Origin of the sequence: Pseudoclavibacter caeni (assembly GCF_008831125.1) — a bacterium.
Taxonomy (GTDB): Bacteria; Actinomycetota; Actinomycetes; order Actinomycetales; family Microbacteriaceae; genus Pseudoclavibacter_A; species Pseudoclavibacter_A caeni.
This window is the reverse complement of the sequence record NZ_WBKA01000003.1, coordinates 20,676-34,114: the sequence shown is the minus strand read 5'-3', so window position 1 is coordinate 34,114 and position 13,439 is coordinate 20,676. Positions and strand designations below refer to the sequence as shown.

At 71.7% G+C, this 13,439-nt stretch carries 7 protein-coding genes; 5 read left to right on the top strand and 2 right to left on the bottom strand.

Going from position 1 to position 13,439, the window contains the following annotated elements; genetic code table 11:
- Positions 1-66 precede the first annotated feature (66 nt).
- Positions 67-306 carry a hypothetical protein gene (locus F8O02_RS04330; protein WP_158036031.1) on the bottom strand — a complete coding sequence of 80 codons (240 nt, stop codon included), beginning with the start codon at positions 304-306 and terminating at the stop codon, positions 67-69.
- Between the two features lie 173 nt (positions 307-479).
- Positions 480-3,221 (bottom strand): valine--tRNA ligase, encoded by a 2,742-nt coding sequence (gene valS, locus F8O02_RS04325; RefSeq protein ID WP_158036030.1) that lies wholly within the window; start codon positions 3,219-3,221, stop codon positions 480-482.
- An 85-nt stretch (positions 3,222-3,306) separates the two neighbouring features.
- On the opposite strand from valS, the gene F8O02_RS04320 reads away from it, so the two are divergent.
- From F8O02_RS04320 to ileS, 5 genes are all read left to right on the top strand, one after another.
- Positions 3,307-4,833 (top strand): L,D-transpeptidase, encoded by a 1,527-nt coding sequence (locus F8O02_RS04320; RefSeq protein WP_158036029.1) that lies wholly within the window; start codon positions 3,307-3,309, stop codon positions 4,831-4,833.
- A gap of 71 nt (positions 4,834-4,904) precedes the next feature.
- Positions 4,905-7,949 (top strand): FAD-binding and (Fe-S)-binding domain-containing protein, encoded by a 3,045-nt coding sequence (locus tag F8O02_RS04315; protein ID WP_158036028.1) that lies wholly within the window; start codon positions 4,905-4,907, stop codon positions 7,947-7,949.
- Positions 7,950-7,981: 32 nt separating this feature from the next.
- A complete protein-coding gene (locus F8O02_RS04310) occupies positions 7,982-9,262 on the top strand; it encodes an aggregation-promoting factor C-terminal-like domain-containing protein (RefSeq protein WP_158036027.1) in 1,281 nt (426 codons plus the stop codon).
- A gap of 87 nt (positions 9,263-9,349) precedes the next feature.
- Positions 9,350-9,787 carry a pyridoxamine 5'-phosphate oxidase family protein gene (locus F8O02_RS04305; protein WP_158036026.1) on the top strand — a complete coding sequence of 146 codons (438 nt, stop codon included), beginning with the start codon at positions 9,350-9,352 and terminating at the stop codon, positions 9,785-9,787.
- A gap of 359 nt (positions 9,788-10,146) precedes the next feature.
- Positions 10,147-13,437, top strand: coding sequence for an isoleucine--tRNA ligase (gene ileS / locus F8O02_RS04300; protein WP_158036025.1), 3,291 nt, complete (start codon positions 10,147-10,149; stop codon positions 13,435-13,437).
- Positions 13,438-13,439 lie beyond the last annotated feature (2 nt).

The window sequence follows — 13,439 nt, the reverse complement described above, 5'->3', positions numbered from 1 at the left end:
CGGGACGGCGCGTCCGCTCACCAAACCGTTGCCTTCGCCCGGGTACCCCGCGATCTCGCCCGGGGCTCAGATCTCGTCGTCGACGTCGTCGACGATCGCCTCGTCCGGGGTGCGGGCCTGACGGATGCGCAGCCCGTCATCGCGGGTGACGACGGGAAATCCTTCCAGCCAGGTGAGCGTCCAGCCCCAGCGTGCCCGCTGGGCGTCGTCCAGACCGGTCTCGGCCTGACGGATCGCCTGGTGCATGCCGGGGGTGAGGTGTGCCGGCGCCGGAGCGCCGATGGGCCAGCGTGTGCCGATTCGCATGCCTCCAGTCTGGCACAGCCACCGGCTGACGTCGCCCGTGCGGCATGGTCGAGCGTTCGCCCCGTCGGCGTGCCCGTTCGGGCGCACGAGAACGAGCGACCGGAGACGGATCGCCCCGTCCGACGGCGAGCCGGACGGGGCGATCGAGGGCGCGGGCGGCGTTCCGGCGGGGCTCAGCCCTCCAGCGGGGCGAAGGCGACGTCGGAGATCGTGAACTCCGTGCCGTCCTCGGCCAGCTCGACGTGCTGCGCCTTCGTCACCGAGCGCAGATCGTCGAGCGCCTGCGCGGCGAGCCGGACCCGGTCGGCCGGCCCGTGCAGTGTGGCGGTCACGATCGGGGTGCGCATCTTCACCTTCGCCTCGGTCTTCGCCCGGCGGAAGGTGATGAGCGCGTCGCTGACCGCCTGGAACACGCCGTCGTCGGCGCCCTCGCGCCGGTCGGGCGCGATCGCCTCGGCGATCTCCGACACGGTCGGCCAGGGCTGGCGGTGCACTGACTCCGTGTGCGTCCAGCTGTAGACCTCCTCGGTCGCGTAGACGATGAACGGGGCGAACAGCCGCAGCAGCACGTCCAGCGCGGTGCGCAGCGTGACCAGGGCCGAGTCGCGGCCAGCCGCGTCGTCGCTGTAGGCACGCTCCTTGACGATCTCGATGTAGTCGTCGCAGAACGTCCAGAAGAACGACTCGGTGACCTCGAGCGCCCGGGCGTGGTCATAGGCATCGAACGCCTTGGTCGCCTGGGTGACGACGTCCGAGAGCGCGGCCAGCAGGCTCACGTCGATGGGCAGCGTGGACCGGGCATCCGCCGCGGGCTCGCCGAAGCCGAGCACGAACTTCGCGGCGTTGAGGATCTTGATCGCCAGACGACGGCCGACCTTGATCTGCTTGGGGTTGTGCGGGTCGAACGCGGCGTCGGTGCCGAGCTTGTACGCCGAGGCCCAGTACCGCACCGCGTCGGCGCTGTACTGCTCGAGCAGACCCAGCGGGGTGACCACGTTGCCCTTGGACTTCGACATCTTCTTGCGGTCGGGGTCGACGATGAAGCCCGAGATCGTGGTGTGCGCCCACGGCAGGCGGTGGTCCTCGAGCTCGCTGCGCAGCACGGTGGAGAACAGCCAGGTGCGGATGATGTCCTGCGCCTGCGGCCGCAGATCGTACGGGGCGACGAGATCCCACAGCTCGGGATCGCGCTCCCAACCGCCGGCCAGCTGCGGGGTCAGCGACGAGGTCGCCCATGTGTCGAGCACGTCGACCTCGCCGACGAATCCGCCCGGCTCGCCGCGCTGCGCCTCCGCGAACCCCTTGGGGGCCTGCGAGGAGGGATCCACCGGCAGGTCCGCCTCGGCGGGGGCGATCGGATGGTCGTGGTCCACGGTGCCGTCCGCGAGCACGGGGTACCACACCGGGATCGGCACGCCGAAGTAGCGCTGCCGGCTGACCAGCCAGTCGCTGTTGAGGCCGTCGACCCAGTTGTCGTACCGCACGTGCATGAACGCCGGATGCCACTGCAACTCGTCGCCGCGCCGCTTGAGCGTCGCCCGCAGCTCGGGGTCGTTCGCCCCGTTGCGGATGTACCACTGCCGGGTGCTGACGATCTCGAGCGGGCGGTCGCCCTTCTCGAAGAACTTGACGGGGTGGTGGATCGGCTTCGGGTCGCCGAGCAGCTCGCCCGACGCCCGCAGTGCCTCGACGACGGCCTTCTGGGCGGAGAAGACGGTCTTGCCGACCAGCTCGCCGAAGACCTCGCGGCCGTGCGGGTCGGTGATCCAGGTCGGATCGAGATCGAGGATGCGGCCGTCCTGCCCGATGATCGTGCGGTTGGGCAGATGCAGCTCTCGCCACCACACCACGTCGGTGACGTCGCCGAAGGTGCAGATCATGGCGATGCCGCTCCCCTTGTCCGGCTGCGCGAGCCGGTGGGGGAGCACCGGCACCTCGACGTCGAACAGCGGGGTGCGGACGGTGGTGCCGAACAGCGGCTGGTAGCGCTCGTCGTCGGGGTGCGCGACGAGGGCGACACAGGCGGGCAGCAGCTCCGGGCGGGTCGTCTCGATCACGACGTCCTCGTCCTCGTGGTCGCCGGTGCGGTGGAAGGCGAGTGCGTGGTAGGCGCCGTCGCGCTCGCGGTCCTCCAGCTCGGCCTGGGCGACCGCGGTGCGGAAGGTGACGTCCCACAGCGTCGGGGCATCGGCCTGGTAGGCCTCGCCGCGGGCCAGGTTGCGCAGGAACGCGCGCTGGCTGGCCGCGATCGACTCGTCGCTGATCGTGCGGTACGTCTGCGACCAGTCGACGGAGAGCCCGACCATGCGCCACAGGTGCTCGAACTGCTGCTCGTCCTCGACGGTCAGCCGCTCGCACAGCTCGATGAAGTTGCGGCGCGAGATCGGCCGCTGGTCGGCGGCGCGCACGCTCCTGCCCTCGGCGCCGTGCAGCGGCGGCTCGAAGCCCGGATCGTACGGCAGCGTGGGATCACAGCGGACGCCGAAGTAGTTCTGCACGCGCCGCTCGGTCGGCAGGCCGTTGTCGTCCCAGCCCATCGGGTAGAACACCTCATGGCCGGCCGCGCGCTGGTAGCGGGCGATCACATCGGTGTGGGTGTAGCTGAACACGTGGCCGATGTGCAGCGAGCCCGAGGCGGTGGGCGGCGGGGTGTCCACGGAGTAGACGCCCTTCGCGCGGGCCGCCTCGCGGTTGAAGTGGAAGGTGCCCTGCTCCTCCCAGCGGGCGTTCCACTTGGCCTCGAGACCCTCGAGCGCGGGTTTGTCGGGGATGGCGGCGGGTTCGGTCACCTTGCGGGCTCCTTCGATATGTGCGGCACTGCGTGGTCGAGGCGCCGGCGGCGTCTGCGGTGTGCCTGAGTGTGCGCCGACGGGCGGCGATCCGCACCAGCATACCGCGGACGCGCGGAGGCACATCCTCTGGTTGTCGGGACAACCGTATTAGACTGGCCGAGACGTGCGTGGCCACGCATGTCGTGCATGGCATTGAGAGAGGTGTCCGATGGGGGATGAGACCACGCCTGGTGGCGTGACCGCGACGGCGACCGCGGAGCCCGCGGCGGCGACGGAGGCCATGCCGACCGCGGTGCTCGACGCGGGCGGGCAACAGCCGCCCGCGGGCGGGGACGGGGCCACGGGGCTGGTCGACGCCGGTGCGCGGCGGGGGCGACATCGCGTCCTCCCCTGGGTGCTCGGGGGGATCGGGGTTGTCGTGCTCGGCGCCATCGGCTTCGGCGCCTGGTGGTCCAGCGATCATGTGGCCCCCGGGATCTCCTACGCCGGGGTGGATCTCGGCGGGAAGACCACCGCGGAGGCGACGGATGCCGTCCAGACGGCGTTCGACGACTTCTCCCTGCCGATGGAGCTCGACGGCCAGCAGCAGCCGGTGACGGCCTCGGATCTCGGTCTGCAGCTCGACGCGGCCTCCACCGTGCAGGCGGTCATGGCCGATCAGCCCGCTTGGCGGTTCTGGACCTGGGGCTCGGCATCGCAGGCCTCGGCCGCGGTCTCCGGCGACGACGTCCGCGAGCAGCGGTACTTCTCCTCCGCCTGGCCTGACGCCTTCACCATGACGGAGCCCTCGCTGGCCTATGACGCCAAGGCGGGCACGTTCTCCGTCGTCCCGGGCGTCGCCGGCACCGGGGCCGACGCCGGTGCCGCGCGCACCGCGTTCGCCGAGGCGTTCACTGCCGGCGACGACAGCACGGTGGCCCTGCCGACCACGACCGTCGAGCCGACGATCACCGACGACGCGGCGGCTCAGGCCGCGATCGGGGCACAGGCGCTGGTGCATCGGATCTCCTTCACCATCGGTGACACGACACTCGCGACGGCAGACGCGGCGACGGTCGGCGGCTGGGTCACCGTCTCACAGCAGGACGGCACGCTCTCCGCCACCTACGACCCCGACCGGGTACGCGCGTACCTGACCGGCACCGTCGCCGGGAGGCTGGACGCCACCCCGACCACGCAGGTGGTCCTCGCCTCCGACCCGACGGCGATCGTCACCAAGGGCTCCACCGGGAAGACGCTCGGCGACGTCTCCGAGCTCGTCGACCAGGTGGTCGCCAGCGCCGGCGGCGACACGACCTCGTTCGCGCTGCCGGTCACGGAGGTGCCCTTCGAGACTCAGACCGTCGACCGGAGGATCGACGTCGCCCTCGCCGCGCGCACCGCCTCGCTGATCGAGAATGGGCAGGTTGTCGCGACCTTCCCGATGTCCCCGGGTAAGGAGACGAACTCCGGGGGCAGGCAGTCGGCTTCCACCTCGACGAAGGTCGGGGAGTACAAGGTCTGGTACAAGACGGCGCTGCAGGACATGGGCTGCTCGGCCCGGTTCGACTACTGCACGCCGAACGTGCCCTGGGACACCTACTTCAACGGCGACCAGGCGCTGCACGGCACCTACTGGCACAACATGTTCGGCAAGGCCGACATGAGCCACGGCTGCGTCAACCTGAGCGTGGCTAATGCCAAGACGGTGTACGATTTCGCACCGATCGGCACCCCCGTGTCGGTCCACTACTGATCCGCGGCGGTCGGACGCCGTCCCATGATCGTGGCCCGGCCGACCGGGCCGCCCGAGGAAGGAAGCCGCCGATGACGTCCCCCGTCGCGGCCGAGCCGGTCTGGCGACCGACCGCCGATGCCCCCGCGCTCGATGCCGCGCTGGTCGCGGAGATCGCCTCCGTGCTGTCGGGTGGCGCCGCTGACGTGGAGACGGGCACGCGCCGCCGGGCGGAGTACTCGACCGACGCGTCCGTGTACCGGGTGGCCCCGCGGGCGGTGGTGTTCCCTCGCACGGCGGACGACATCGTCGGCGTGCTGCGCGTCGCGCGCGAGCAGGGCATCCCGGTGACGATGCGCGGGGCCGGCACCTCGATCGCGGGCAATGCAGTGGGCCCGGGCATCGTGCTCGACACGTCGCGGCACTTCAACCGCATCCTCTCGATCGACCCCGAGGCGCGCACCGCGGTGGTGCAGCCCGGAGTGATCATCGCCGACCTGCAGCGCGAGGCCGGACGGTTCGGGCTGCGGTTCGGGCCGGACCCCTCGACGTGGACGCGCTGCACGCTGGGCGGCGCGATCGGCAACAACGCGTGCGGGCCGCATGCGCTCGCCTGGGGGCGCAGCGCCGACCAGGTGGTGTCGCTGGACGTCGTCGACGGCACCGGGCGTCGGTTCACCGCCGGGCGTGGGCTCGACGCGTTCCCCGAGGTGCGCGGGCTGGTGCGGGATCATCTGGCGGTCATCCGCACCGAGTTCGGCACCTTCGGCCGGCAGGTGTCCGGCTACTCGATGGAGCACCTGCTGCCGGAGCGCGGCGAGGATCTCGCCCGGTTCCTGGCCGGCAGCGAGGGGACGCTCGGCGTCATCCTGCAGGCGACGGTGCAGCTCGTGCCGGTGCCGACGGCCCCGCACCTGGTGGTGCTCGGGTACCCGGACATGTTCGCCGCCGCCGATGACGTGGTGAACCTGCTGCCGCTGAAGCCGCTCGCGGTGGAAGGTCTCGACGCCCGGCTGGTGGATGTGGTGCGCCGGCATCACGGGCCGCACGCGGTGCCGGCGCTGCCCGCGGGCGAGGGATGGATGATGGTGGAGGTCGGCGGCGCCGACGAGGCGGACGCGCGGGCCCGGGCCGAGGCGCTCGCGGCTGCGTCGAGCTCCGACGAGGCGGTCGTGTTCCCGCCGGGCCCCGAGGCGCAGGCGATGTGGCGCATCCGCGCCGACGGCGCGGGGCTCGGCGGGCGCACCCCGGACGGGCGGCAGGCATGGCCGAACTGGGAGGACGCCGCCGTGCCGCCGGCCCGGCTCGGGTCGTATCTGCGCCGGTTCCAGACGCTGCTCAACGAGTTCGACCTGGACGGGCTCATGTACGGGCACTTCGGTGACGGGTGCACGCACATCCGCATCGACTTCCCGCTCGACCGCGATCCCGACGTGATGCGGGCGTTCATGGAGCGCGCCGCCGACCTCGTCGCCTCGTACGGCGGGTCGCTGTCAGGCGAGCACGGCGACGGGCGAGCCCGGTCGGAGCTGCTGCCCAGGATGTACTCCCCGGAGGCGATCGACCTGTTCGCCGCGGTCAAGGGGATCTTCGACCCGGACGGCGTGCTCAACCCGGGTGTGCTGGTGCGCCCCGACGCGATCGACGCGCATGTGCGTCGTCCCGCGGCGGGGGCGGTGCCCACGGCCGGCGGGTTCACGTTCGCCGAGGATGACGGGGACTTCTCGAAGGCCGTCCACCGGTGCATGGGCGTCGGCAAGTGCCGGGCTGACCTGCGCGCGTCGGGCGGGTTCATGTGCCCGTCGTACCAGGCGTCGAAGGACGAGAAGGACTCGACCCGGGCCCGGGCCCGGGTGCTGGAGGAGATGATCCGGGGCACGCTCGTCACCGGGGGGTGGGACGCGCCCGAGGTCGCCGACGCGCTCGACCTGTGCCTGTCGTGCAAGGCGTGCTCCTCGGACTGTCCGGCCGGCGTCGACATGGCCCGGTACAAGTCGGAGGTGCTGGACCGCCGGTATGCAGGGCGGGTGCGGCCGCTGTCGCACTACTCGCTCGGCTGGCTGCCCCGGTGGCTGCGCCTGATCGGGGTGGCCCCGCGGGCGGTCAACGCGGTGATGGCGATTCCCGGGATGAAGCAGGCCGTCATCCGGGGTGGAGGCATGGATCATCGTCGGTCGATGCCGCGGTTCGCCCCCGTGCAGTTCGGCCGGTGGCTGCGCCACGACGGCCGGTCCCGGTCTCGGGACTTCTTCACGGACGTGGACTGGGTCGCCTCGGTCGGCGGCCGGGACGCGGCCGCGGCGGGAATCCTCCCGGCGTCCGTCGCAGGCGGGGAGAACCGCGCCCGGGCCGTCGCCGAGCGACGTCGGGGGGTGCGCACGCCGGTCGTGCTGTGGACGGACTCGTTCAGCAACGGCGTCGCCCCGGAGATCCCCCGGGCCGCGGTCGCGGTGCTCGAGGACGCCGGCTACGAGGTCGTCCTTCCGCCGGCGAACGCGTGCTGCGGGCTGACGTGGATCTCCACCGGGCAGCTCGACGCCGCGAAGTCGAGGCTGCGCGATCTGGTCGACAAGCTCGCCCCGTTCGCGGCCCGCGGCATCCCGATCATGGGCCTCGAGCCCTCGTGCACGGCGGTGCTGCGCAGCGACCTGTTGCACCTGCTCGGCGAGGAGCCCGAGGTCGGCGACCGGGCCCGCGTGCTCGCCGAGCATGTGTTCACTCTTTCCGAGCTCCTGAGCGCCCCGGCGCCGCTGGGGCCGGATCCTGACTGGTCGCTGCCGGACCTCACCGGCACTGTCGCGGTCGTCCAGCCCCACTGCCACCAGCACGCCGTGCTCGGCTTCGACGCGGACCGCGCCCTGCTCACCCGGGCGGGCGTGCGATTCCAGGAACTCGCCGGCTGCTGCGGACTGGCCGGGAACTTCGGCATGGAGAGAGGCCACTACGAGACCTCCGTGAAGGTTGCGCAGGCCGCGCTGCTCCCCGCGCTCGAGGAGGCCGGTCGGGAGACCGACGGCGACTACGTCTACCTCGCCGACGGGTTCTCCTGCCGCACCCAGGCCGACGATCTCGCCGGGGTGCACGGCGTCGCCCTCGCCCAGCTGCTCGCCCGGGGACTGGGACTCGACGTAGGGTGATACGAGGACGACGAACGGAGGTGCCGGGGAGCATGCGTGCTGAGACCGCCCGTGTCGGGCGTCGCCTGTTGGGCGTCGGAGCGCTGTGCTCCGCGCTCGTGCTCGGGCTCACGCAGCCGGCACTCGCCGTGCCCGGCGCGTCCTTCGGCGCCGCGGCGGCCGGTGTCGCCGCCGAGGACGCCGCCTCCGACACGCAGCAGCAGATCGATCGGATCAACGCCAGCCTCGACCAGCTGGAGCAGGAGGCGGCCTCCGCCGGGGACGCCGCGGTGCAGGCGCAGTCCAGTGCGGATCAGGCGCAGCGGGATCTGGCCGACAGCGAGGCGGCGCTGACGGATCTGCGGCAGCGCGTGCAGACCGCGCAGGCCGAGGCGGACGCCCAGCGGCAGCGCTCCGGCGCCGCCGTGCAGCAGCTCACCCGGGGCACGGACGGCCTCGGCGGGGAGCCGGTCGTGCAGCTCATGACGAGCGACGACGTCTCCGGCGCGCTGTGGCGGGCGAGCGCGCTCAGCCAGGTCTCCGCCCAGGCGGACGCGCAGGTGCGGCTCGCCGCGCAGCAGGCGAGCGAGCTCCAGGCGCTGCAGGACCAGCAGGCCACGGTCGAGGCCGAGCACCGCCGGCTCAGCGAACAGGCGGCCTCTGACGCCGCGCAGGCGCAGCAGAGCGCGCAGGCCGCGGATCAGGCCGTCGCCGACCTGCAGCAGCGACAGGGTGCGCTGCTGCAGCAGCTCGCCGACATCAAGCGCACCACCGCCGAGCAGGAGGCCGAGGAGCGCCGGCAGCGTCAGCTGGCCGCCTCCATCTCGGCCTCGAACGAGCCGCAGACCACGTCGGGCGCCGCCCAGAGCTCGGGATCCGCAGCGTCCTCCGCGCCCGCCGCCAGCGCGCCCGCGTCATCCGCGCCGGCCACTTCGCGGCCGAGCTCGTCCCCGTCATCCGCGCCGTCGAGCTCCGCTGGCTCCTCGTCGAGATCGAGCACCCCGTCCAGCTCGTCGTCGAGCGGGGACAACTCGCCGGCCGCGGCGCAGGCTTACGCGCAGTCGCGGCTGAACGCGATGGGGCAGGGCGGGCAGTTCGTCTGCCTCGTGAATCTGTGGAACCGGGAGTCCGGCTGGCGCTGGAACGCGAGCAATCGCTCGAGTGGCGCCTACGGCATCCCCCAGTCGCTTCCGGGGTCGAAGATGGCCAGCGCCGGCGCCGACTGGCGCACGAACGCGCGCACGCAGGTCGACTGGGGGCTGTCGTACATCACGGGTCGCTACGGCACGCCGTGCGGGGCCTGGCAGCACTCGCAGACCTCCGGCTGGTACTGACCGACTCGGCATCGGTGTCGTCGCCGGCGTGCCGCGCGGTCGGTCCGGCGGGTGGTGATGACGCGCCCGGAGGCGTATATCTGATGTATGGCAGACAACGACACCATCATCACAGAGATGCCCGTCGACGAGGCCTGGCGTCAGCTGGGCTCGGCGGCCCTCGGGCACATCGCCTTCGTCATCGACGGCGCACCGGAGATCTTCCCGATCAACTACGCGGTCGACGGGCACACCGTGCTGCTGCGCACGGCCCCGGGAACGAAGCTGTTCGGCATCACGGTCAACCCCCGGGTCGCGATCGAGACGGAGCAGTATGACGCGACCACCGGCTGGAGCGTGATCGCCAAGGGCACCGCCGAGGTGCTCACCGACGACGCGGCGCTCGAGGCCGCCGACGAGGCGGGGCTGCGCCCCTGGGTGCCCACGATCAAGGAGAACGTCGTGCGCATCGCGGTCGACGAGATCACCGGGCGTCGATTCCGTTTCGGGCCCGAGCCGGAGTCCGTGCCCGAGGGCGCGGCCTGACACACCGGGACGGCCTGTCGCGGCGAGTGGGCGCCGGTCGCCGGTGACCGACGCCCACTCGCCGCCCCGTGGCACGTCCGACCATCCGCGCCACGGCCTGGAGCGCGCGTGCGTCCCGGGCCGTGGCGCGCTACAATCGGAGACTGCGTCGATCCGGCCATCACCGGGGAGCATCCGGAAGAACGGCAGCGCCCGCGCCGCCCAGTAGAACCGGACGGGTCCGGCCCGTGACAGCCGATGACGAGCGGCACGGCCGTCCTCGCGCGACGTCGCGGACGACCGGGCAAGCGGGGTGGTACCGCGTCGGCTCCCGAGGGGAGCGGGCGTCCTCGTGGAGGTGAACGAGGACGAGGTCAGACATGGTCTATCCGCTTCCCAGCGCGGGCAGTGAGCATCCCGGGGCGGTCCAGCCGTCACCGAGCCTTCCAGAGGTCGAGCGAGGCATCCTCGCGTTCTGGAGGCGCGACGACACGTTCGAGCGTTCCATCCAGCAGCGGCGCGACCAGCACGCGCCCGAGTGGGTCTTCTACGACGGCCCGCCCTTCGCCAACGGCCTGCCCCACTACGGGCACCTGCTCACCGGCTACGCCAAGGACGTCTTCCCCCGCTTCCACACGATGCGCGGCCAGCGCGTCGAGCGGCGGTTCGGCTGGGACACCCACGGGCTGCCGGCCGAGCTGCAGGCCGAGAAGGAGCTCGGCATCACTGACAAGCGGCAGATCGAGACCGAGCTCGGCATCGCGAAGTTCAACGCCGCCACGAAGGCGAGCGTGCTGCGCTTCACCAGCGAGTGGCGCGACTACGTCACCCGCTCGGCGCGGTGGGTGGACTTCGACAACGACTACAAGACCCTCGACCTGCCCTACATAGAGAGCGTCATCTGGGCCTTCAAGGAGCTCTACGACAAGGGCCTGATCTACGAGGGCTTCCGCGTGCTGCCATACAGCTGGTACGAGCAGACGCCGCTGTCGAACCAGGAGACGAAGCTCGACGACGCCTACCGGATGCGGCAGGACCCGACCGTCACCATGACGTTCCCGCTCGTCGGCGAGCGCGCCGAGGCGCTGGGGTTGGCCGGCGTGAAGGCGATCGTCTGGACGACGACCCCGTGGACGACCCCGACGAACCTCGCGCTCGCGGTCGGCCCTGAGATCACGTACGCGGTGGTGCCGGCCGGGCCGAACGGCGCCGGCGACGAGACCGCCGAGTCACACGCCGCGCATCTGTCGCGGTACCTGCTCGCCGAGGCGCTCGTGGGCCGCTGGGCCCGGCAGCTCGGCTACGACAGCGCCGAGGACGCCGAGGCGGCCATCGAGCGCACGCTGCCCGGCTCCGCCCTCGAGCACGTGCGCTACGAGCCGCTGTTCGACTACTTCGCCGACACCGCGAAGTGGCACACCGAGCACGCCTGGCAGATCCTGGTCGCCGACTACGTGGCGACCGACGAGGGCACCGGCATCGTGCACCAGGCGCCCGCCTACGGCGAGGACGACCAGGCGACCTGTGCGCGGTACGGCATCCCGGTCATCCTGTCGTTGAACCTCGCCGGCGAGTTCCTGCCCGTCGTGCCCGAGGTCGCCGGGGTGAACGTCTTCGAGGCGAACAAGCCGATCATCGGGCTGCTCAGGGAGCGTGGCCGGCTGCTCGACCGCGCCACGATCGAGCACTCCTACCCGCACTCCTGGCGCAGCGGCAAGCCGCTGATCTACATGGCGCTGCCCGCCTGGTGGGTGAAGGTCACCGAGTTCAAGGACCGCATGGTCGAGCTCAACCAGGAGATCACCTGGGTGCCCGAGAACGTCAAGGACGGCCAGTTCGGCAAGTGGCTGGAGAACGAGCGGGACTGGAACATCTCGCGCAACCGGTACTGGGGCGCGCCCATCCCCGTGTGGAAGAGCGACGACCCGGAGCATCCGCGCGTCGACGTGTACGGGTCGATCGCCGACCTCGAGCGCGACTTCGGCGTCGAGGTGAAGGACCTGCACCGGCCGTTCATCGACTCGCTCGTGCGCCCGAACCCTGACGACCCGACCGGCCGCTCGATGATGCGGCGCGTTCCCGAGGTGCTCGACTGCTGGTTCGAGTCGGGGTCGATGCCGTTCGCGCAGGTGCACTACCCGTTCGAGAACAAGGAGTGGTTCGACACCCACAACCCGGCAGACTTCATCGTCGAGTACATCGGCCAGACCCGCGGCTGGTTCAACTCGCTGCACGTGCTCGCCACCGCGCTGTTCGACCGGCCCGCGTTCCGCAACGTCATCTGCCACGGCATCGTGCTCGGTGACGACGGGCAGAAGATGTCGAAGTCGCGGCGCAACTACCCGGACGTCAACGAGGTGTTCGACCGGTACGGCTCCGACGCGATGCGCTGGTTCCTGCTGTCGAGCCCCGTGCTGCGCGGCGGCAACCTGATCGTCACCGAGGCGGGCATCCGCGAGGGCATCCGCCAGGTGATCCTGCCGCTGTGGAGCACCTGGTACTTCTTCCAGATGTACGCGAACACCGCACGTCCGGCGGGGGCCGAGGCGATCGGGTACCAGGCGCGGTGGCGGACGGACTCGACCGACGTCCTCGACCGCTATCTGCTGGCCCGCACGGGCGACCTGATCTGCGAGGTCACCGCCGCGCTCGACGACCTCAACGCGGTGGACGCGACGGACGCGCTGCGCCGGTTCGCCGACGTGCTGACCAACTGGTACGTGCGCCGCAGCCGCGACCGCTTCTGGCAGGGCGAGGACGTCGACGCGTTCGACACCCTCTACACGGTGCTTGAGACCGTCACCCGGGTCGCCGCGCCGCTGCTGCCGCTGATCACCGACCGCATCTGGAAGGACCTCACCGGCGGGGAGAGCGTGCACCTGACCGACTGGCCCGACGCCGACGCGTTCCCGCGTGATGACGCCCTCGTTGCCGCGATGGACCGGGTGCGCGCCGTGTCGAGCACCGCGCTTGGCCTGCGCAAGGCGGAGCACCTGCGCGTCCGGCTGCCGCTGGCCCGGCTGACCGTCGTGGAGCACGACGCGGAGCGGCTGCGGCCGTTCGCGGCGATCCTGCGCGACGAGCTCGACGTCAAGGCCGTCGACCTGGTCGAGATGGCCGAGGACGTCGCCGACCGCTACGGCGTGAGTCGGCGGCTCACCGTGCACGCCAGGGTCTGCGGGCCCCGGCTCGGCCGCGCCGTGCAGACCGCCATCCGGGGGTCGAAGAGCGGCGACTGGTCGCTCGTCGACGGGCACGTGGTCTCCGGCGGCGTCGAGCTGCTGGAGGGAGAGTACACGATCGACCTCGTCGCCGACGGGGTCGCCGCCGACCCGGACCACGCCGCGGGGATGCTCGACACCGGCGGCTTCGTGCTGCTCGACACCCGCGTGACCCCGGAGCTCGCCGCCGAGGGCGTCGCCCGCGACACCGTCCGCCAGGTGCAGCAGGCCCGTCGCGAGGCGGGGCTGGAGATCAGCGACCGCATCCACCTGACGATCGGGGCGGACGAGGCCGTGCGCGCGGCGCTCGAGGCCAACCGCGACCTCGTCGCGGGCGAGACACTCGCGACGACGCTCGACCTCGTGCCCGTCGAGACGTGCGCGACCGAGGCCGACCAGCCAGTCGGCGACGGTGACGACCGCATCGCCATCGCCCTCGAGAGGGCGTGAGC